Below are 18,944 nucleotides of genomic sequence, written 5' to 3'. Positions count from 1 at the left end.
CACCTTCAATAGGGTTCCGCTACCGACTCGGATACATGGCCTAACTTTGTACGGGTTAGAGGCCTGTTTTGGTTGGGCCCTGAGAGCCGTTTTAAGCCACTTTGTGGATGGTGTCTAGGTAAAAATATGCCTGAAGAGATGAGTAGCGCGGCTTAGAATTGATTTGAGGGGCTGTTATGGGGGGTGCAGATGATGGGGTGGTGGAATGCCACCTCATCTATGTGTTTATTCGCGGGGAGGACGTCGGTATTACCGACACCCTCTATGTGTGCGGGGGATAGCAGGGGGGCGGTGGATTGCCGCACCCTTCACGCGGGCGGGGGATACGAGCAGGGAGGGGCGTAAACATCACCAGGATTACCCAACACGGAAAATTTCGGGCCGGTTAGCTTTCCTTTCCCTTCGAAGGTATAGGCGGAGGGTGCAGGTGACTGTCATATAACTGTGAAAAGCACTCAGTGCTACTGGTGTCTCTACCTCTACTGTCACTGTGAGCTGGACCACACAAAGTGGGGGCGAAAGCGCTCTCCATCTACACATGTTGGCAGAAATGGCAGAAATGGCAGAAATGCAGCGTAACCCACATTTTCCAAGTGGCAGAATACTGGCAGAAATGTGGCAGAATTGCCGTGTCAACCCCCCCTACCCAGTGCGGGGGGAAAGGACCCATCACCGGCGTGAGTGAGGCCGTGAGAATGGTTCTGGTGATTTTTGGGCCCCTACCCTTGTGTGTGTATGGGGTTTATGGTGTTGGTGGCTGTGTGTGGCTTCTAGGGGTGTTTATGGGGGTCACATTTGGAATGCGACCCTTGTATGTGGCTTCTAGGGGGTCGCGAAACACTACCCCCTTTGGGTGACTGGAAGGGGGTGGTGAAATACCACCCCCTTTAGGGCATAAAGAATCCCCGCTACTACGTCATGCAATAGCGGGGCTAGGTGTGTGGAGTTGTTGAGGTCTATTAGCTAGTCACGTCTTTTTCGGTAGTGGCACGGAGTACTTCACCTACCTGTGCAAGATAGTCGTCTTGCCCCTCATAGAGTGCACAGATAGTGGCGATTGACGGAACTGTTCCATGCTCTGCCATATATGCGTGCACCTGGTCTGTGGTGGTCATCTCTGTTCGTCCTCAATCTCCTGCACAATATCCTCCGAGTACTGCACCATGTCGTGCATCCATGTATCGCCTAGGAGCTTGTCTAGATCCTCCCAGCAGTGGCCACTAATGCTGTCGAGGTGCACGCACCCTCCATCCATAGCAATAATGCGGCCATCATAGGCGTAAGGAAACACGCCCACATGGACGGTGTAGTCGCCTATCTGTGTGTGCTGTTGGCCTTCGGTGTATTCGCCCATGGGGACGTCAGCAGGGGCGGGTGCGGGGGTCCAGGTGAAGCGGGTGAAGATACTCATGACTGTGCCCCCTCCTGAGTGGCGTCGAGTATCGAGAACGCAATAGCTTCTGCAATGTCCTTCACTACATCGTCTGCGTTACCTCGTTTCTCTAGGAGGGCATCGGCGATAGTACCGACGTGTGCGAGTGTGAGCGGGTCACGTGGATCACCACAGCAGGGAATGTCAGGAAAGCAGGCCTCAAGCCATAGAATGGCTAGTTGCTTGTATAGTGTTTCTTCCACATGGTCATAGTTTATGGGGGGCTGTGAGGGGTTCACTGTGAGGGCCTTCCTGGAGGGGAAACTTCAATGATTTTGTCTGGATTTTGTCTTGATGTTTCCGGTATTTGCGGATTTAGTGCTTTTACCAGCGGTTATTGTGGGTCTAGTTCGAGTCCCGGCAGCTCCACAATATGGAAATTCCCAGGTCATTAACGACCTGGGAATTTCTTTATCTTTGCTGGTAGTTGCATGTTTTCATCTTAACCCCTTGTGGACAGTTTGGGACACCTTTAGACTCAGTTTTGGCACGTTTTTGGCGGCAGTTCTGTCGTGTACAGGGGGAGTCCTCGTATCTCTGGTACAGGCAGAAAGCTTCCCGAGAGGCTCCCTTAGTAGTGGGCAGCGTGATAGCTACCGGTTCCGATCCTTAAAATCGACCTTCACCCCAAGCTTATCGGCGAGTTCATAACCATCAATATGCAGGCCATCATAAAGACGATCACCCATACCGATAGCATCCAGGAAAGCCTGCAAATCATCCTTAGATTTGAAGCACAATCCAGTCCAGAAACCTGCATCGACAGCAAACTTGAACCTAGACCGCTCGGCCTTGTTCCTCTCAACAAAACCGGAATAGGCCTCACCCATCTTCTCGGCAATATCCTTCAGATCCTTTTCCAGATCACCAGACTCGCCAACACCCTCAATGGGGTTCTTGTGCGGGTTGGTGTAGGGAACCTCTGTAGAACCATTGGCAGACTTTCCTCCGCCGAAACCAGTCTTACCACTACCGAAACCCTTAGACTTGGACGAACTCATAGCGCATAAACTCCATTTCAACAGCGGGGAAATACTTCAATACCTGGTCATAATCATCTGGCAGCTTATCCCGCAAAGGCCTCACAAACCGGTAGTCCAAACCATCAAAAGTCCTACCGAAAAGCTCATAATCAACAGGCAGCTTCACCTTATTGATCTCAAGACAGCGCCGAATGTCCTTGATTTTCCAGTCATGAACAACATGCGCATACCGCTTAGCAAAAGCCCGCCCATTACTTCTGGCAATGGAATCAGTCCACGGTGAATGCTTCTGGATTGACACACGACGCTGGATACTATCCGCACACCGGATACCATCACACAACCACGTATCCTTCGGCAGCCCCTGCCATTCTTTGAATGCATCCCACAATTCATCATGGCCAATAACCCCCAATTCGGCAGACTGATTAATCGAAATCTGCCAGGGAGCCTGGAAAACACCACGATCCAAGTAGTACCAAAAATCGCGATGAGGAAGATTGAAAATCCGCATCTGGAAGAAATCCTCAAAATACTTCAAGGAGTCTTCCTCAAACTTCAACCCAGGCACCCGATACAAATGCACCGGAATAACCTCAACCCCTGCTGCCAAAAGCGCAATCATCGCGCAAATAGAATCCTTACCGCGCGAAAATGACACAATAACAGGCTTACCTGAGCTAGCAAGACGCTCTCGCATATGTATAGAAGTTTCGACGGCCCCAGACATGGGATCCTTACTCTTCTTATAGATCAGATCAGGCTCAATCCCATCAATCCGCCAACGATTACTCACCATAACTTCACTATGCCACGGCAGAGAACTATTTCTTCCCAAAATGGTCGGTCTCTACTCACAGTTGATGGATGGCTCCACTACGAGCAGTAGCAATTGAGAAAGATCAGGATCATGTCGATGATGAGTTTTAGAAACAACACGTTGACTACACGTATGACGTGCCACCGCAACGTTCGAAACCTGTAAAAAACCTCATCGTCTAGGCCTCAACGACGACTATGAGGTATTGGCGTCTCACGCTCTATACCTCGTAGGAGGCTACCACTGGAGATTTATTTGGCTCTGGTGGTGGGATTAGCCCTGAGTATGCTCGAAGTATGGCTCACACAATCAAAGTTGTTCGGGTGTACGAGTGGGATGATTCACTAGCAGGCCACAAATTCCTTGTCGATAGGTTGTGGCCGCGGGGTGTGAGTAGAGATTCTCTGGAGCCGTTCAACTGGGCGAAAGAGCTCACACCTTCCCCGGAATTGCGCAAATGGTTCGGGCATAGACCGGAGCGGTTCGACCGCTTCGGTCAGCTCTACTTGGAAGAATTGGAAGACAACAGCGACGCTCATGAAGCGCGGGAGAAGATTCAGACACTCCTTCGGGATGACGACGTTCTTTTGCTCTACGCAGCTAAAGACAAGGAGTGTAATCACGCGATTATTTTGAAATCGTGGTTGGACTGCGATTCCGCGTATTCGCAAAGGAGTCTATAGGACGGAATCGCGTCACCTTGTTATTACCGGACGTGACTTGGTGGGGACGGTAGTAGAGGTTGGGCCGGGCGTAGCGGATGTAGCCTGCGGGGACAGAGTGTGGACGAATTCCGCCGGTTTCGAGGGGCGTATGGGAGCTACTGCCGAATACGTGGGGGTGGACATGCTTACGCGTGCCGAAGGGTGAGGCCCGGGGTTACGACCGATAGATCGTGAGACCCCACCGTTCCATCGCTGGACCAATGTCTTGGGCACTGACGCGTGTGGCATCGGCAGGTTGGCGGTAGGAGATGATGCCGACGGCATAGAGTTCGTTGTTAATGAGGGTGTAGACGGGGCCGCCGGAGTCGCCACTATCGACGTATCCACGGAATTGGAAGATTCCGGTTTGGTTGTAGCCAAGGTAAGCGCCACAAGATTGGCCGGTTCGGTAGCCGAGGTGGCATACGCGGGTGCGTTGTTTGTCGAGCCAGGCAGTGTTTCGCCAGCCTTTGAGAGTCTCTTTGAAAGGTGGTTTCGCGTCGACGTATTTCATGCTGTAAAGCTCAATGAGGCCATAGTCTGCGCCCCCAGCCTTAATGAAGGTGGATTCCACCATTTCTCCAATGATGGCCCGGTTGCCGGCTTGGTCGGAGATCGCGAATTGGTCGCGGATGTTTCCGCAGTGTCCGGCGGTGAGAATGAAGCGGCGCTGTTCGCGTCCGACGATCCATCCGACGGAGCACTGCGTGCTCTGAGTGATGTTGATCATAAGTCCGCCGGGAATAACTCTGCCGGGGTAGCTAAGCCACCCCCATTCTGCACTGCTGTGGTAGATCTGGGAGTCTGATTGGCCGTCTGGGGGTGCGGGCCGAACTTGGGTGGTTGTGAGAGTTGTCGTGGTTGGCGCCACGCTGGTGCGGGTGCGTTGGATACTCCGCGGTGTGACCTCATGGTTATCGCCGTCACGGTCCCGGTAGGAGCGCCGATAGGAGTCTCGTTCAGTGCTGCGATTCCCGTTGTATTTAGTGCTGCTGTGGTAGTCGTAGCGGTCGCTCGTGCGGGACGTGGATTGAGTAATGGTAGTAGTTTCTGTTCCGGTGGCGTCTCCGGAGGTGTAAATGGAGTTTTCACCGCACGCGCTGAGGGTGAGGAGGCTGATAGTTGCTGCGGCGGCAGTGGCGAGGAGGTGTCGGGGAGGGGTCACGGGAGGTCCTTCCGCTGAGAGGCTGCGTTTGTGACGGAGTTCACTTTTTGTAACGATCGTAGCAGTGGAATCCTTCCCAGTGGCCTGGATGAGGCCTTTATTATGGTGAAACCAGTGTGCCGCCGTTCGGGGTGCTGCGGCACGTGGCCAAGTAGCTATAGGGGGAAGGCTAGGCGCCGTAAAGGGTGAGTCCCCAATGCTCCAGGGCAGGGGAGAGGAGTGACTAAAAGTCCCAGTCGTCGTCCTCTGTTTCTTCTGCGGTACCCATTACGTAGGAGGAGCCGGACCCGGAAAAGAAGTCGTGGTTTTCATCTGCATTGGGACTTAGTGCAGCCAGGATGATGGGGTCGACTTTGGTTTCGGAAGCGGGGAAGAGGCCGTCGTAGCCGAGGTTGTTGAGGGCCTTGTTTGCGTTGTAGCGCAGGAATTTTTTGACGTCTGCGGTCCAGCCAATGTCGTTATAGAGATCTTCGGTGTACTCGATTTCGTTGGTGTAGAGGTCGTTGAGGAGGTCGAAAGTGTGTGTTTTCAGCTCATCTTTTTCTGCCTGGGTGAGCTGGTCTTGGTTGCGTTGGTATTTGTAGCCGATGTAGTACCCGTGGACGGCTTCGTCGCGGATGATGAGGCGGATGACGTCTGCGGTGTTGGTGAGTTTGGAGTGGGAGGACCAGCGCATGGGGAGGTAGAACCCGGAGTAGAAGAGAAATGATTCCAAAAGAGTGGAGGCGATCTTTTTGCGGAAGGGGTCGTCGCCTTCGTAAAAGTCAAGGATGATCTTGGCTTTTTTCTGTAGGTTGGTGTTGTCCTCGGACCATTGGAAGGCATCGTTGATCTCTTCGGTGGAGGACAGGGTCATGAAAATGGAGCTGTAGCTCTTTGCGTGCACCGATTCCATGAAGGCTATGTTGGTGTAGACCGCTTCCTCATGCGGGGTGATGGCGTCCGGGATGAGGGAGACGGCACCGACGGTACCCTGAATGGTGTCCAGCATGGTGAGGCCAGTAAATACCCGCATGGTGGTGCGTTTTTCCATGTCGTTTAGGGTGGCCCAGCTTTGGATGTCGTTGGACAGAGGTACTTTTTCGGGCAGCCAGAAGTTTCCGGTGAGGCGATCCCAGACCTCGAGGTCTTTGTCGTCGATGAGCTGGTCCCAGTTGATGGCTGCAACGGGGCAGGAGCGTGATTCGGGGTGAAGATGGCGGTATGCGGGAGTTGCGGCGGGGCAGTCGATACTCATGGGTGGTTTTCTCTCGGTGAGGTGATTTGTAGGGAGGGGGTGTGGGAGGAGAAAAACTCCGTGAGGCCGTTACGAACGAGGATGACGTCTTCGTCATCTCCCATGAGTTCGAAACGGTAGAGGAAGGGTACGTGGCATTTTGCCGCGATGAGTTCGCCAGCGGCGCCGTAGTCTGCACCAAAGTTAGTGTTGCCGCCGGCTATAACGCCACGGATGAGGGAGCGGTTGTGCGGATCGTTGAGGAACCGGATGACCTGTATGGGGACTGGGCGAGGGTCGCCTCCGTGGATACTGACACCGCCGCCATAGGTGGGACAAATGAGAACATAGGGTTCGTTGACGGTGAGCGGGCATTCTGCTTTTTTGAGGGGGATGCGTGCGGCGGGGAGGCCAAGTTTGTCAACGAAGCGGTGAGTATTTTCAGTCGCGCTGGAGAAGTAGACGACGAGCATGTGGTCTCCTCCTTCGGCGCGGTTATTCGACCGTTCTCATTATACTTAGGTAAGCCTAAACAAATTGCAGAGAAATGGGTATGGGGCACCGATATTTTCGCAGTCTTTTCTAGAACAGCACACCGCATGAGAAATGAAGCGAAAAGGCCCTCTGTATAAAACTGGGGAAGGGGAAGAGCATGAACTGGCTCCAGCCTAGCAGAGACCAGGAGAACGGGCCAAGGCAGCTCGCTATGTGCGAAATTGCCAAGTTCGCAGCAATAAGAACGTAGGCTAGAAGAGTCGCCATCCCCATTGTTGTGGACATCGGCCGTCCCTCTTCCGTTCCATCTGCTAAGAAGCCGGTATGAAGGGTGTGAAAGACAAGGTGTGTTCACGGTGATAGGAATGGACGCCCGTGAACAAGACGCAACGGACACCCAACAGCATTAGTGCAAAAACAATAAGTGTATATTCATCTGTATTAGGCATGTTGGCATTAAGAGGGAAGCCTTGGTTTCTCCTAGAAGGATGTACTAAAACCGCTATGACCAGTGAAAACAAGGTGTGGTGCCAGCTCCTTGAGGGCAACCGGAGATTTGCCGAAGGTAAGTCTCGATTTAATGGATATTCCGTCGACTTGAGAAAAAGCCTGATAGACGAGCAACATCCGCATACGGTCCTTGTGTCGTGTTCCGACTCTCGGGTTCCTCCCGAAATTGTTTTTGACGCCCATTTAGGTGAGCTATTTAGTGTGCGTACAGCCGGACCAACACTTGACGACATGGTCTCGGCCTCCATCGAGTTTGGGGTGGTGAAGCTGGGGATACGCCACGTTGTGGTGATGAGTCATACCAACTGTGGCGCCGTAGCAGCTGCCATGGATGCTTTGGATAGTGGGGAGACGGTGGCGGAGGAAAATATTTCTTCCACAATCGAGGGTTTGGATGCAGATGCCATCATCGGGGCAGGCGGCATGATTGTCACCGGTTCCTCCGTCATCACAACAGAGGCGCATGGGGATGGAGAGCATCATTCCCCTTCGGGTCTGTTGGCAAAGACTGAATTTACCCGGGTGGTAGCTGAGAATCCCGAGGCGGAGTCGTACTTGCCGGGCATCGTGGCACGCGTGGCACCAATCGTTGCGGAAGCACGACACGACGGTCTGGTAGACCCGAGCGATTATTCACGTCGTAATGCCCAGTTTGTCGCCCACAAGTTGCGGGAGATGCCAGCACTGACAGGACTCTGGCAGGCGGGAGAGCTCACCATCCGGGCTGCGCTCTACCATCTGGACTCGGGGCTTGTAGAAGAGCTTGAGATGTAGATATGCCACGTAGGGCGTAATCTCCCCGATTTTGCGTTTATAACAATGACATCCCTTCCGCGGAGGAAATTACCCCTGCAGAATCTGCGCGGAAAGGGCACCATGGAAGAAGACACCGCCTATCGCTTACGGAGTGAGAAATGCATCCTCGTGCTGGTCGTCCTGCCGACCCTAGTGACCTCATTGATGTGCAACATGTCCTCGACTGCTATTACGACATCACCCCAGATCCCGACGACCCCAATCAACAGGTCGCGTTCGGCACCTCTGGGCATCGCGGAACCTCCGTCAACGGCTCTTTCAACGAAAACCACATCCTCGCGACCACTCAAGCCATCGTCGACTACCGACGTAAGATGGGCTACACCGGCCCGCTCTATATTGGCAAAGACACCCATTTGCTCTCCGGTCCCGCACAGGACACTGCCCTCGAAGTATTGCTTGCTAATGGGGTGACGGTGATGGTCGACGCGCGGGAACGCTTCACTCCTACCCCTGCTGTCTCCCGCGCCATCCTGCGCCACAACGCCGAGCTCCCCGGTGGCGTAACCGGTACAGCTGGTGACCGTGCCGATGGCATCGTTGTCACTCCCTCTCACAACCCTCCTACCGACGGCGGCTTCAAATACAACCCGCCTTCCGGCGGTCCCGCAGACACTGACGCCACCTCCTGGATTGCCGACCGTGCCAACGAGTACCTACGCGCCTCCCTGAAAGGTGTGGCGCGCTGTAATCTCAACCAGCTCGGCCAACCGGGCCAACCAGCCGCGAGTCTCAAAGTGCCCTTCGACTACCTCGACATGTATGTTTGCGATCTTGGCCTCGTGCTAGATCTTGAGACCATCCGCGGAGCAGGAGTACGCATTGGAGCTGATCCCTTAGGTGGTGCATCGGTCGACTATTGGGGAGCTATTGGGGAACAGTACGACCTCTCCTTGACCGTGGTGAACCCCAGCGTAGACCCCGCATGGTCATTTATGACGCTGGACCATGACGGCAAGATCCGCATGGACTGCTCGTCACCCTACGCTATGGCTTCCCTCACCGCCCGCATGGAGCAGAAGGATGCCCTCGGCCGCGCCCCCTTCGACATCGCCACCGGTAATGATGCCGATGCTGACCGGCACGGTATTGTCACCTTCGATGCCGGACTGATGAATCCCAACCACTACCTGGCGACTGCCATACAATACCTCTTCGCACACCGCCCCGAGTGGGGCTCGTGTGGAGTAGGGAAGACCCTGGTGTCCTCCTCCATGATCGACCGAGTCGTGGATAGCTTAGGACGAACTCTGGTGGAAGTACCGGTGGGCTTCAAGTGGTTCGTGCCTGGCCTCTTCGACGGTTCACTGGGATTCGGCGGTGAAGAATCCGCAGGCGCATCTTTCCTCTGCAAGGACGCTTCGGTATGGTCCACCGACAAGGACGGCATCATCCTTGCTCTCCTCGCCTCTGAGATTCTTGCTGTGACCGGCAAAACCCCCAGCCAGCATTACGCCAAACTCACAGAGGAGTTTGGGGCACCCTGCTACGCCCGTATGGATGCGCCCGCCACACGGGAAGAGAAGGCGACTCTCGCGAAACTCTCCCCAGAGCAAGTGACAGCCACTGAACTTGCTGGTGAGCCGATTGTTGCGAAGCTTACCGAAGCCCCCGGAAACGGTGCTGCTATTGGTGGCCTGAAGGTCGCCACCGAGCATGCCTGGTTTGCTGCACGCCCGTCAGGCACTGAGGACATCTATAAGATCTACGCAGAATCCTTCTTCAGCGAGGACCATCTAGCTCAGGTACAGGAGGAAGCACAGCAGGTCGTGTCTGCGGCGCTCGGCAGCTAGAAGCGACGAATTGGCGGTTCCCCGCTAGGATAGAAGCCGTGACCACTGCAGAAAACGCTGCGAGCGCCCCAGAGATACAGCCCGTGGCAGACCGCGATTCGGCGGTACGCCCCTGGGTCAACTGGGTGTCGCTCCTAGCCCGCCTTGTGCTGGCGGCCATTTGGATTGTGTCAGGCTCGCTTAAAGCCAGCAACATGCTGGAGACCCGGGTAGCGGTTCGGGCCTACCAGGTGTTGCCGGACTGGGCTGCGCCAAGTGTCGCCTTCATGCTGCCAGCATTGGAGATTCTGCTAGGCATCCTCCTCCTTCTGGGCATCAAAAATCGGTGGATGGCGATAGTCTCTGCTGTTGTCTTTGCTCTGTTTATTGTGATGATCGTACAGGCATGGGCGCGAGGACTACAGATTGACTGTGGTTGCTTCGGCGGCGGCGGCTACGACGCCTCTGCAAACAACCTCACATACCTCTCAGAAATCGCCCGTGATCTTGCCTTCATGGTGTTCGCCGTATGGTTGGCCTGCTTCCCGCACACCCCCTTGACGGTGGAACCAGGAAGCCGTGCCCCCCTCCGTCGTCGCCCCTAACTCGACTGTGTGCGTGCCCACAGTTGTCCTATGAAAGGTTCCTCCGTGGAAAAGAAAAAAGATAAGCGTCGTCGCACCTCTACTCCGTCCAAGTATGTGCCTTCCAATAAGAAGGGCTATGGCTGGCTGTGGGGCTTACTGGTTGTCATCGTCATAGCGGCCATTGTTGCCGTGGGCATCTATATGGGTGTGAAGAGCAACCGAGACAGTGAAAATGGCGCGGATATCGCCATTAAACATTCCTCTGTGAAGGTCACCGAAAACTACATCGAGTTCCGCTCCAACAACGCAAAAAAGGATGCGAAGATTATCGAATTGTTCGAGGATCCGCGCTGCCCAGGCTGTTCTGAGTTGGAAAAGATGCACGGTGCCGAACTTGCCGACGCTATCCAATCCGACCAGGTAGTGCTCCGACTCCGCCTGATGGACTTCCTCAACTCGCAGGGCGCCTCCCAGTATTCCACCCGCGCCAATGCCGCTCTTATTACTGTTGCACTCACTGGAGATGCAGAAAGTGCATTCCGTTTCCACTCCATCCTTTGGCACACTGCTCCCGCGGAGGGCGGCGGTGTACCGGAACCGACCAACGCTGAGTTGGCCGAGAAGGCCAAGATGGCCGGAGCTAAGGGTGAGACTCTCTCTCAGATCAAGTCTGGAAACTTTGGCACCATGCGCGCCGCCACCATGGGTCGCGTTAACCTAAAGGTCCTCAACGAGCGTATGGACGGCAAGGGTGGTACCCCGGCCGCCTTCATGAACGGTGGGCAAATCGACCTTAGCCGCCCCGACTGGGTCACCTCGCTCTACACCACAAACAAGAAATAACTCGCGCCACACCGCGAACAAGAAACAATCTGAGTGAAGCGCCCCGGGAGTGTTCCCGGGGCGCTTTCTCATTTACGAGCGTGTTGCGTCGCGTCTTTCTTGCCGTCGCCTGCACGTAAACTGTGCCCCTGTGACCTGCCGATTTGGTGAGCTTTCACGAAGTGGTGTAACTTAACTAAAGCAGCCGAAAGGCACTGGGGCTATGGCGCAGCTGGTAGCGCACCACACTGGCAGTGTGGGGGTCACGGGTTCGAGTCCCGTTAGCTCCACAGAGTATAAAACCCCTGGTCAGAAATGACCAGGGGTTTTGTTTATTTTCCTGCTTCATTACATAGTTTTGCGCACTCCCGTCACCTCTCATGAGCACCATTGTGAGGCACAATACGATGTAAATTGTGGAATTTTGGCGAAAATTGGGCGTTAGGTTAGCTGCGCCACCACGTGTCATAGGGTGCTACCGGAACTGTGCGCTTGTGCTGTGAGCGCAAGAAGTGCGACTCAATGGTTGCGCAGGCTTCGGTACTAGGAGCGTCGGCGACTCCTTCCAGGTAGTCATCGATTTCATGGTAAGTGACTCCCAATGCTGTTTCGTCGGGGAGGGCGGGGCGATCGTCCTCAAGGTCTGCGGTGGGAATCTTCTCCCAGGTTGCGGAAGGGGCTCCGAGTCTCTGCAGGAGGGCAGCACCTTGCCGTTTGGAGAGTCCACTTAGGGGGGTGAGGTCGGAGCCTCCGTCACCGAATTTCGTGTAGAACCCGGTGACGGCTTCGGCTGCGTGGTCGGTGCCGATGACCAGGTACCGTCGTTGTCCGGCGACAGTGTATTGGGCCACCATGCGCTGTCGGGCCTTCACATTTCCACGTACGAAGTCGCTGATCTCTTCGCCATCTAGTGCAGTGCGTGCTGCCGCGACTGCTGCGTCAGTCGCTTCCTTGATGTTGACCACTAGAGATGTGTCGGGTTGGATGAACTGCAAGGCGCGTTGGGCATCGTCTTCATCTGCTTGTACACCGTAGGGGAGGCGCATTGCAATGAACTCAGCGTGGTAGCCTTCGGCACGCAGTTCTTCTGCAGCTAGCTGCCCTAGTCGTCCTGCCAGAGTGGAGTCTTGGCCGCCGCTGATGCCGAGGACATACCCGTGGGAGCCGGTGGCGCGCGCATAGTCTTTGAGGAAATCGATGCGGGTGCGAATCTCCTCAGCCGGGTTGATGGTGGGCTTCACGTGTAGTTCTGCGATGATGCGATCGCGGAGAGTAGTCATAGAGCTAGCTTAGCGCCCCATTATTTCCGCTGTGTTTCCGCTTTTAACCGTACGGTTGTTTCTGGTCCGTGCGAGAATTCCAGGTATGACAGTAACCACTGACGAGAGCGCCACCAAGCGCGCGAGTGTCCAGCACCGTACTTCTAGCATCGGGCTGGTATCTACCATAGCTGCACTGGGCGGCATTCTTTTTGGCTATGACACTGGCGTGATGTCGGGTGCTCTGCTCTTCATCAAACCCACGTTTGACATGTCTGCTACTCAAGAGGGGCTCATCACCTCCATTTTGATGGTAGGTGCTGCTGTGGGCGCTCTTTCAGGTGGCCGCCTCGCGGACGCTATTGGCCGCCGCTGGGCAGTGTTCTGGGCGGGTGTTCTCTTTATTGTGGCGTCGCTTGCCTGTGCGTTCTCGGGTGGGGCGTCGGCTGCGGCCGCAACGGTGTCGCTGTCGATCTCGCGTTTCATTCTGGGCGTGGCAGTTGGTGGTGCGTCCATCATCGTTCCGATGTACATTTCTGAGATTGCGCCGCGTGGTGTGCGTGGCCGGTTGGCTACGCTGAACTCTCTTATGATCGTGGTGGGGCAGCTTATCGCTTATGGCGTGAACTCTGCGTTGGCGCCGTCGGAAAACTGGCGTCTGATGCTAGGGCTGGGTGTTGTGCCGGCCATTGTGTTGGCCATTGGTACCTACTTCCTTCCCGATTCCCCTGTGTATTACCTGCTGCATAATAAGGTTGACGATGCGGCTGCAGTGCTGCGTCACCTGCGGCGGGGGGACGATCTTGCGCATGTTGATGAGGAGCTGGAGGCGTTAGCTCAGGCGGTTGCTGCGAAGAAGGATAAGAAGTCTGAGTGGTCTGCGCTGGGTACTCCGTGGATCAAGATGGTGATGGGTATTGCCATTGTGGTCGCCATGATTCAGCAGGTGACGGGTGTCAACGCCATTGTCTACTATGCTCCGACGATGTTGAAGAATGTGGGATGGACCAGCCAGAATGCGGTGTTCGGCTCCATTCTTATTGGTGTCGTGTCGGTGGTGTCCTGTTGGATTGGCTTGTCGATTGTCGACAAGGTTGGGCGTCGCCCGTTGTTGCTGGGTGGCCTTGCTGGTACGTCGGTCTCGTTGTTGGCGTTGACGCTAGTGTATTGGCTGGCGCCGACTGATGAATTGTGGGCGTCTGGCTTGATGTTGGGACTGATGGGTCTCTTCATGGTGTTCCAGCAGTCTGCGGTGTCGGTGGCGACGTGGCTGTTGGTGTCTGAGCTTATCCCGTCGGCGGTACGTGGCATTGGTATGGGTATCGCTGGTCTGGCGCTGTGGCTGATGAACTTTGTGGTGGCGATGTGCTTCCCGCCGCTATTGGAGGGCATCGGTGGGGCTTGGACGTTCCTGGTGTTTGCTGTGCTCTGTGTGTTGGCCTTTAGTTTTGTGTTTAAGATGATTCCGGAGACGAAGAATCGGTCGTTGCCGGAGATCGAGGAGGGGTTCCGCCTGCGTTTTGCTGGACAGGAGGAGCCGGCGGAGGGGTAGTGGTCTGCTGTTCCTCACTTTGGAGTAGCAGGAGAAATCCGGTAGACTCTTCCGAGTGTGTCGGTCGGCGCTGCGGTTATCCCGCGCGGAACTGACTGGCGAGAAGACTTATTCATTGGCTTAAGAAAGGAGCGTCCGCATGAAGGTCCGTAATTCCCTCCGGTCGCTGAAGAACAAGCCGGGCGCTCAGGTTGTGCGTCGCCGCGGCAAGCTTTACGTCATCAATAAGAAGGATCCTCGGTTCAAGGGCCGTCAGGGTTAATTCTTAGAGTTGAGAGAAAAGAGCGTGAGCATTTGTGCTTACGCTCTTTTTGTTGTGTGTGGGCTCTGGGGTAGAGGCATGTGTGCTCTCTATGGGAGAATTTAGGGTCTAGACCAGCGTTTTTCCTCTAAAAGTGATATAGATCACATCATAATGATGACAATTCCCGCAGACAGAATCACATCTTTGTTAGTTCAGTAAACGCAAGATGTGGAATCACTATTGTCGAGTTTCGCGACTAAATCCTAAAAAGTGAGACACCGACATGGGAATTTCACTTTTGTAATTCCTATATCTAGTGCTACTAGCGGAATTTTCGCACAAGTTATAGTGTTTTCAGTGTTAGTCACATTGATGTGAGTCGTATGTCGTCAGTGAAGGAATACCGTGAGCGTCACCGTCTACACCAAGCCCGCCTGTATGCAGTGCAAGGCCACCCAGAAGGCCCTCAATAACGCCGGTATTGAATTCGAACTGGTGGACATTTCTCTCGACGACGAAGCCCGTGAATACGTCCTTGCCCTCGGTTACCTGCAGGCACCGGTCGTCGTCACCGAAGAAACCCACTGGAGCGGTTTCCGCCCTGACCTCATCAACAAGTACGTTGTACAGGCTGCCTAACCGCCTACGCAGAACCGCGTACCGAACGAGGAGACACCCGTCACCCTCCCCTAGCAGCCACAACCGCAACGCCGTCACCGCATAGCACATATGTAGTGGGCGGCGTTGACGCGTATATTACACCCCAATGCTAAAAATGATCAGGTAACCACACCAGCGAACTCCACGGAGCGCACAACCGACGAGGCAGAGGAGAGAAAAACGACCATGGGCGAAAAGAAGATCCTGACCGATGAACATGGACAGCCCCTTGACTACCACTCGCTGAATGCGATGCTGAATATCTACGACGACAACGGACAGATCCGTTTCGAGTCCGACCGGGAAGCAGCCCGCCAATTCTTCCTCCAGCACGTCAACCAAAACACCGTCTTCTTCCACACCCTCCGAGAGAAGCTCGAATTCCTCCTGGAAAATGATTACTACGAAGAAGACGTCATCAATCAATACTCCTTCGAGTTCATCAAAAGTCTCTTCCAACAGGCCTACGCACACCGCTTCCGCTTCAAGACCTTCCTGGGAGCTTACAAGTACTACACCAGCTACACGCTGAAAACTTTCGACGGCAGCCGCTACCTCGAACGCTACGAAGACCGCGTATGCATGGTCGCCCTTGCACTCGCTGAAGGCAACGAGCAGATGGCCCGCGACATCGTCGAAGAAATCATCACCGGCCGCCTGCAGCCCGCCACCCCCACTTTCCTCAATGAAGGCAAGAAACAACGCGGTGAACCCGTCTCCTGCTTCCTCCTACGCATCGAAGACAACATGGAGTCCATCGGCCGTGCCATTAACTCCTCCCTACAGCTCTCCAAGCGTGGCGGTGGCGTCGCGCTCCTCCTCACCAACCTGCGCGAACTAGGTGCCCCTATCAAGCGCATTGAAAACCAGTCCTCCGGCGTCGTCCCCGTCATGAAACTCCTGGAGGACTCCTTCTCTTACGCCAACCAGCTGGGTGCCCGCCAAGGTGCAGGTGCTGTGTACCTTCACGCCCACCACCCCGACATCATGCGGTTCCTCGACACAAAACGCGAAAACGCCGACGAGAAGATCCGCATCAAGTCCCTCTCACTCGGTGTCGTTATCCCCGACATCACCTTCGAGCTTGCCCGCAACAACGAAGACATGTACCTCTTCAGTCCATACGACGTTGAACGTGTCTACGGTAAGGCCTTCTCCGACATCAACGTCACCGAGAAGTACCGTGAAATGGTCAACGACCAGCGCATCAAGAAGTACAAGATCAACGCCCGCAAGTTCTTCCAGACACTCGCCACCATCCAATTCGAATCCGGCTACCCGTACATCGTCTACGAAGACACCGCCAACCGTGCAAACCCCATCGAGGGCAAAATCACCATGTCGAACCTCTGTTCCGAGATTCTGCAGGTGTCCACCCCCTCCACCTACAACGACGACCTCAGCTACTCACATGTCGGCCGTGACATCAGCTGCAACCTCGGCTCCATGAACATCGCTATGGCCATGGATTCCCCCGACTTCGGCAAATCCGTGGAAACCGCCATCCGTGCCCTCACAGCCGTCTCCGACCAGACCAACATCCAGTCGGTCCCCTCCATCGCCCGAGCTAACTCTGAAGGCCACGCCATCGGCCTCGGCCAGATGAACCTGCATGGCTACCTCGCCCGCGAATCCGTTCACTATGGCTCCGAGGAAGCTCTCGACTTCACCAACATCTACTTCTACTGTGTCCTCTACTACGCCCTCAAGGCATCCCATCAACTCGCAGTAGAACGCAATAGCCGCTTCTTCAACTTCGAGAAGTCCAAGTATGCCACCGGCGAGTTCTTCGACAAGTACATCGAGAAAGAGTGGGCCCCCGTCACCGACAAAGCCAAGGAACTCTTCGCGAAGTCCAGCGTCCAGATCCCCACACAGGAGGACTGGAAGAAACTCCGCGACGACATCATGCGCGACGGCATCTACAACCAGAACCTACAGGCAATCCCGCCCACCGGTTCCATCTCCTACATCAACAACTCCACTTCCTCGATCCACCCGATTGTCTCCAAGATCGAAATTCGCAAGGAAGGCAAGATCGGCCGCGTCTACTACCCGGCTCCGTTTATGACGAACGACAATCTGGAGTACTACACCGACGCATACGAACTGGGATACAAGCCCATCGTCGACACCTACGCGATGGCCACCCAGCATGTGGACCAGGGCCTGTCTCTCACCCTCTTCTTCCCCGATACCGCCACCACCCGCGATATCAATAAGGCCCAGATCTACGCATACTCCAAGGGAATTAAGTCCCTCTACTACATCCGTCTCCGCCAAATGGCGTTGGAAGGAACAGAAGTCGAGGGCTGCGTGTCCTGCATGCTCTAACCAAAGACACACTGACGCCCTGCCGGGGAAGGCAGGGCGTCAGTTTTTGACCTCCTGCACCTGGCCAGGAACAATAAGATCTATCGAGCTCCACCGCGATATAAGGACGCAGCATGAAGAAAGCGGATACTGTTCTCGTCACCGTTACAGGAAGGGATAAGCCCGGCATTACGTCCGCCCTCATGGGCATACTCGGCAAACACAACGCCGTTCTCCTCGACGTCCAACAGGTAGTCATCCGTGGCCGTCTCATCCTCACCGCACTCATCGAGCGTCTCCCACACTGCGGTGCACTCGTCACCGACATTGAAAACGCGATGACGGCACTGGGCATGGATGCCGACATTGAAATTGGCTCCGACCCAGTCGGTTCCGCTGCCAACGCCACCCACACCATTCTCATTCTGGGCCGTCCCGTCACCGCAGAAGCCTTCTCCCGCATCGCAGGAACGCTCGCTGAACTAGGCGTCAACATTGCCACAATTAACGGCATTGCCGACTATCCGGTCACCGGCATCTCCCTGCAAATCGTGGCCCGCAATGCCTCCGGCGAGCGTATCTCTGGCATTCGCGCTGCCCTCGCCAAACTGTCCACTGAATTGGGCGTCGATATTTCCTTCGAACCAGACGCCCACGCCCGCCGTGCTCAGCGCCTCATCGTCTTCGATGTCGATTCCACCCTTATCCAGGGAGAAGTCATTGAAATGCTGGCCGCACACGCCGGGAAGGAAGCCGAAGTAAAGGAGATTACCGACCGTGCCATGCGCGGCGAGATCGACTTTGCCGAGTCCCTCCGCGAACGCGTTGCCACCCTAGAAGGGCTTCCAGCCACCATTATCGACGAAGTCGCCCAGTCCATCGTGCTGACCCCCGGGGCACGCACCACCATCCGCACCCTCAAGCACCTTGGCTTCAAGTGTGGTGTTGTGTCCGGTGGTTTCAACCAGGTTATTGCCCCCTTGGCGAAGAGTCTGGAACTGGACTTCATGCGCGCCAACGAACTCGACATTAAGGATGGGATCCTTACCGGTAAGGTCAATGGGGCTATCGTCGACCGTGCCGGGAAAGCCAAAGCACTCACAGAATTCGCTGCACAGGAACGCATTCCCCTTTGGCAAACCGTGGCAGTGGGAGACGGTGCCAACGACATCGACATGTTGAAGACCGCCGGCATGGGTATCGCGTTCAACGCCAAGCCCGCGCTGCGCACAGTAGCCGACAACTCCGTCAACTTCCCCTACCTGGATGAGGTGCTCTTCATGTTGGGCATCACCCGCTCCCAGGTAGTGGCAGTAAACGGCGATATTCGCCGCGACTAATCTCCACCACAGCCAACCCGCAATGACGGATTTCCATAGCGGCTAGGCGCGCTCTAACGAGTTCCCGCAGTGTATTGCCCCCACAGCGTATGGTTCTCACAGTGGCGTACGTCGTCGTCCTACCAGAGCCGGCCCCGCTCCACTAGCTAAAGAATCCGCCCCCGGTCACGCCAAAGACCAGGGGCGGATCCTCTGTAGACGGCGGTGCACAAGCCCAGCGAAGTGGGGGATCACCAGTACGACGAGTCCTTCGG

20 protein-coding genes and 1 tRNA gene are annotated in these 18,944 nt (G+C 55.3%); 12 read left to right on the top strand and 9 right to left on the bottom strand.

What is annotated here, in order from left to right:
* Positions 1-959 precede the first annotated feature (959 nt).
* The 5 genes from Q0X28_RS00170 to Q0X28_RS00150 form a co-directional block, all read right to left on the bottom strand.
* Complete coding sequence (locus tag Q0X28_RS00170) at positions 960-1,115, bottom strand: hypothetical protein (protein WP_298575310.1); 156 nt, start codon at positions 1,113-1,115, stop codon at positions 960-962.
* The gene (locus Q0X28_RS00165; protein ID WP_298575307.1) at positions 1,112-1,411 is read right to left on the bottom strand and encodes a hypothetical protein; all 300 of its coding nucleotides are present in this window, start codon (positions 1,409-1,411) and stop codon (positions 1,112-1,114) included. The genes Q0X28_RS00170 and Q0X28_RS00165 overlap by 4 nt, the downstream gene beginning before the upstream one ends.
* Positions 1,408-1,635 (bottom strand): hypothetical protein, encoded by a 228-nt coding sequence (locus Q0X28_RS00160; RefSeq protein WP_298575304.1) that lies wholly within the window; start codon positions 1,633-1,635, stop codon positions 1,408-1,410. The genes Q0X28_RS00165 and Q0X28_RS00160 overlap by 4 nt, the downstream gene beginning before the upstream one ends.
* 390 nt (positions 1,636-2,025) lie before the next feature.
* Positions 2,026-2,433 (bottom strand): hypothetical protein, encoded by a 408-nt coding sequence (locus Q0X28_RS00155; RefSeq protein ID WP_298575302.1) that lies wholly within the window; start codon positions 2,431-2,433, stop codon positions 2,026-2,028.
* Positions 2,414-3,214 (bottom strand): hypothetical protein, encoded by an 801-nt coding sequence (locus Q0X28_RS00150; RefSeq protein ID WP_296237876.1) that lies wholly within the window; start codon positions 3,212-3,214, stop codon positions 2,414-2,416. Before Q0X28_RS00150 ends, Q0X28_RS00155 begins: the two co-directional genes overlap by 20 nt.
* Before the next feature lie 317 nt (positions 3,215-3,531).
* Here Q0X28_RS00150 and Q0X28_RS00145 point away from each other — a divergent pair, with 317 nt between their 5' ends.
* Positions 3,532-3,918: a DUF488 domain-containing protein gene (locus Q0X28_RS00145; protein ID WP_298575300.1), complete on the top strand. Its 387-nt coding sequence runs from the start codon at positions 3,532-3,534 to the stop codon at positions 3,916-3,918.
* Positions 3,919-3,958: 40 nt separating this feature from the next.
* Positions 3,959-4,105: a hypothetical protein gene (locus Q0X28_RS00140; protein ID WP_366936985.1), complete on the top strand. Its 147-nt coding sequence runs from the start codon at positions 3,959-3,961 to the stop codon at positions 4,103-4,105.
* A 9-nt stretch (positions 4,106-4,114) separates the two neighbouring features.
* Here Q0X28_RS00140 and Q0X28_RS00135 read toward each other — a convergent pair whose 3' ends face one another.
* The 3 genes from Q0X28_RS00135 to nrdI form a co-directional block, all read right to left on the bottom strand.
* Positions 4,115-5,104: a hypothetical protein gene (locus Q0X28_RS00135; protein ID WP_296237872.1), complete on the bottom strand. Its 990-nt coding sequence runs from the start codon at positions 5,102-5,104 to the stop codon at positions 4,115-4,117.
* A gap of 223 nt (positions 5,105-5,327) precedes the next feature.
* On the bottom strand, positions 5,328-6,341 hold the full coding sequence (gene nrdF, locus Q0X28_RS00130; RefSeq protein ID WP_296237870.1) for a class 1b ribonucleoside-diphosphate reductase subunit beta: 1,014 nt from the start codon (positions 6,339-6,341) through the stop codon (positions 5,328-5,330).
* Positions 6,338-6,793, bottom strand: coding sequence for a class Ib ribonucleoside-diphosphate reductase assembly flavoprotein NrdI (gene nrdI, locus Q0X28_RS00125; RefSeq protein ID WP_296237868.1), 456 nt, complete (start codon positions 6,791-6,793; stop codon positions 6,338-6,340). Before nrdI ends, nrdF begins: the two co-directional genes overlap by 4 nt.
* A 469-nt stretch (positions 6,794-7,262) precedes the next feature.
* Between nrdI and Q0X28_RS00120 the strand changes: the two genes are divergently transcribed.
* The 5 genes from Q0X28_RS00120 (at position 7,263) to Q0X28_RS00100 (ending at position 11,612) form a co-directional block, all read left to right on the top strand.
* The gene (locus tag Q0X28_RS00120) at positions 7,263-8,099 is read left to right on the top strand and encodes a carbonic anhydrase (RefSeq protein WP_367270663.1); all 837 of its coding nucleotides are present in this window, start codon (positions 7,263-7,265) and stop codon (positions 8,097-8,099) included.
* A 140-nt stretch (positions 8,100-8,239) separates the two neighbouring features.
* Positions 8,240-9,934, top strand: coding sequence for a phosphoglucomutase (alpha-D-glucose-1,6-bisphosphate-dependent) (gene pgm / locus Q0X28_RS00115; protein ID WP_298575294.1), 1,695 nt, complete (start codon positions 8,240-8,242; stop codon positions 9,932-9,934).
* Positions 9,935-10,059: 125 nt separating this feature from the next.
* On the top strand, positions 10,060-10,518 hold the full coding sequence (locus tag Q0X28_RS00110) for a MauE/DoxX family redox-associated membrane protein (protein WP_296238124.1): 459 nt from the start codon (positions 10,060-10,062) through the stop codon (positions 10,516-10,518).
* A gap of 30 nt (positions 10,519-10,548) precedes the next feature.
* Positions 10,549-11,343 carry a thioredoxin domain-containing protein gene (locus Q0X28_RS00105; protein WP_298575291.1) on the top strand — a complete coding sequence of 265 codons (795 nt, stop codon included), beginning with the start codon at positions 10,549-10,551 and terminating at the stop codon, positions 11,341-11,343.
* Between the two features lie 196 nt (positions 11,344-11,539).
* A tRNA-Ala gene (locus Q0X28_RS00100) sits at positions 11,540-11,612 on the top strand.
* A 156-nt stretch (positions 11,613-11,768) separates the two neighbouring features.
* Here Q0X28_RS00100 and nadE read toward each other — a convergent pair.
* Positions 11,769-12,602, bottom strand: a complete 834-nt coding sequence (gene nadE / locus Q0X28_RS00095) for an ammonia-dependent NAD(+) synthetase (RefSeq protein WP_296237859.1) — start codon at positions 12,600-12,602, stop codon at positions 11,769-11,771.
* A gap of 85 nt (positions 12,603-12,687) precedes the next feature.
* On the opposite strand from nadE, the gene Q0X28_RS00090 reads away from it, so the two are divergent.
* The 5 genes from Q0X28_RS00090 to serB all read left to right on the top strand — a co-directional run bounded on the left by Q0X28_RS00090 (position 12,688) and on the right by serB (position 18,690).
* Positions 12,688-14,133, top strand: a complete 1,446-nt coding sequence (locus Q0X28_RS00090) for a sugar porter family MFS transporter (RefSeq protein ID WP_296237857.1) — start codon at positions 12,688-12,690, stop codon at positions 14,131-14,133.
* A 139-nt stretch (positions 14,134-14,272) separates the two neighbouring features.
* Entirely contained in the window at positions 14,273-14,395 is a 123-nt protein-coding gene (gene ykgO / locus Q0X28_RS00085; RefSeq protein WP_053962372.1) for a type B 50S ribosomal protein L36, read from the top strand.
* 387 nt (positions 14,396-14,782) lie between these two features.
* Positions 14,783-15,016, top strand: coding sequence for a glutaredoxin-like protein NrdH (gene nrdH, locus Q0X28_RS00080; protein WP_296237851.1), 234 nt, complete (start codon positions 14,783-14,785; stop codon positions 15,014-15,016).
* Positions 15,017-15,223: 207 nt separating this feature from the next.
* Positions 15,224-17,371, top strand: coding sequence for a class 1b ribonucleoside-diphosphate reductase subunit alpha (gene nrdE / locus Q0X28_RS00075; protein ID WP_298575278.1), 2,148 nt, complete (start codon positions 15,224-15,226; stop codon positions 17,369-17,371).
* A 113-nt stretch (positions 17,372-17,484) separates the two neighbouring features.
* Entirely contained in the window at positions 17,485-18,690 is a 1,206-nt protein-coding gene (gene serB, locus Q0X28_RS00070; RefSeq protein WP_296237847.1) for a phosphoserine phosphatase SerB, read from the top strand.
* The last annotated feature ends 254 nt before the right edge of the window (positions 18,691-18,944 follow it).

It is taken from the genome of uncultured Lawsonella sp. (assembly GCF_947252745.1).
Taxonomy (GTDB): Bacteria; Actinomycetota; Actinomycetes; order Mycobacteriales; family Mycobacteriaceae; genus Lawsonella.
The sequence above is the reverse complement of the archived record's forward strand: the minus strand, read 5'-3'. Positions and strand labels throughout refer to the sequence as shown.

Coding starts and splice junctions, on each gene's coding strand:
- Q0X28_RS00170 (WP_298575310.1), bottom strand. CDS start 1,115: ATGACCACCACAGACCAGGTGCACGCATATATGGCAGAGCATGGAACA.
- Q0X28_RS00165 (WP_298575307.1), bottom strand. CDS start 1,411: ATGAGTATCTTCACCCGCTTCACCTGGACCCCCGCACCCGCCCCTGCT.
- Q0X28_RS00155 (WP_298575302.1), bottom strand. CDS start 2,433: ATGAGTTCGTCCAAGTCTAAGGGTTTCGGTAGTGGTAAGACTGGTTTC.
- Q0X28_RS00150 (WP_296237876.1), bottom strand. CDS start 3,214: ATGGTGAGTAATCGTTGGCGGATTGATGGGATTGAGCCTGATCTGATC.
- Q0X28_RS00145 (WP_298575300.1), top strand. CDS start 3,532: ATGGCTCACACAATCAAAGTTGTTCGGGTGTACGAGTGGGATGATTCA.
- nrdF (WP_296237870.1), bottom strand. CDS start 6,341: ATGAGTATCGACTGCCCCGCCGCAACTCCCGCATACCGCCATCTTCAC.
- nrdI (WP_296237868.1), bottom strand. CDS start 6,793: ATGCTCGTCGTCTACTTCTCCAGCGCGACTGAAAATACTCACCGCTTC.
- Q0X28_RS00120 (WP_367270663.1), top strand. CDS start 7,263: ATGTTGGCATTAAGAGGGAAGCCTTGGTTTCTCCTAGAAGGATGTACT.
- pgm (WP_298575294.1), top strand. CDS start 8,240: ATGCATCCTCGTGCTGGTCGTCCTGCCGACCCTAGTGACCTCATTGAT.
- Q0X28_RS00105 (WP_298575291.1), top strand. CDS start 10,549: ATGAAAGGTTCCTCCGTGGAAAAGAAAAAAGATAAGCGTCGTCGCACC.
- nadE (WP_296237859.1), bottom strand. CDS start 12,602: ATGACTACTCTCCGCGATCGCATCATCGCAGAACTACACGTGAAGCCC.
- Q0X28_RS00090 (WP_296237857.1), top strand. CDS start 12,688: ATGACAGTAACCACTGACGAGAGCGCCACCAAGCGCGCGAGTGTCCAG.
- ykgO (WP_053962372.1), top strand. CDS start 14,273: ATGAAGGTCCGTAATTCCCTCCGGTCGCTGAAGAACAAGCCGGGCGCT.
- nrdE (WP_298575278.1), top strand. CDS start 15,224: ATGGGCGAAAAGAAGATCCTGACCGATGAACATGGACAGCCCCTTGAC.
- serB (WP_296237847.1), top strand. CDS start 17,485: ATGAAGAAAGCGGATACTGTTCTCGTCACCGTTACAGGAAGGGATAAG.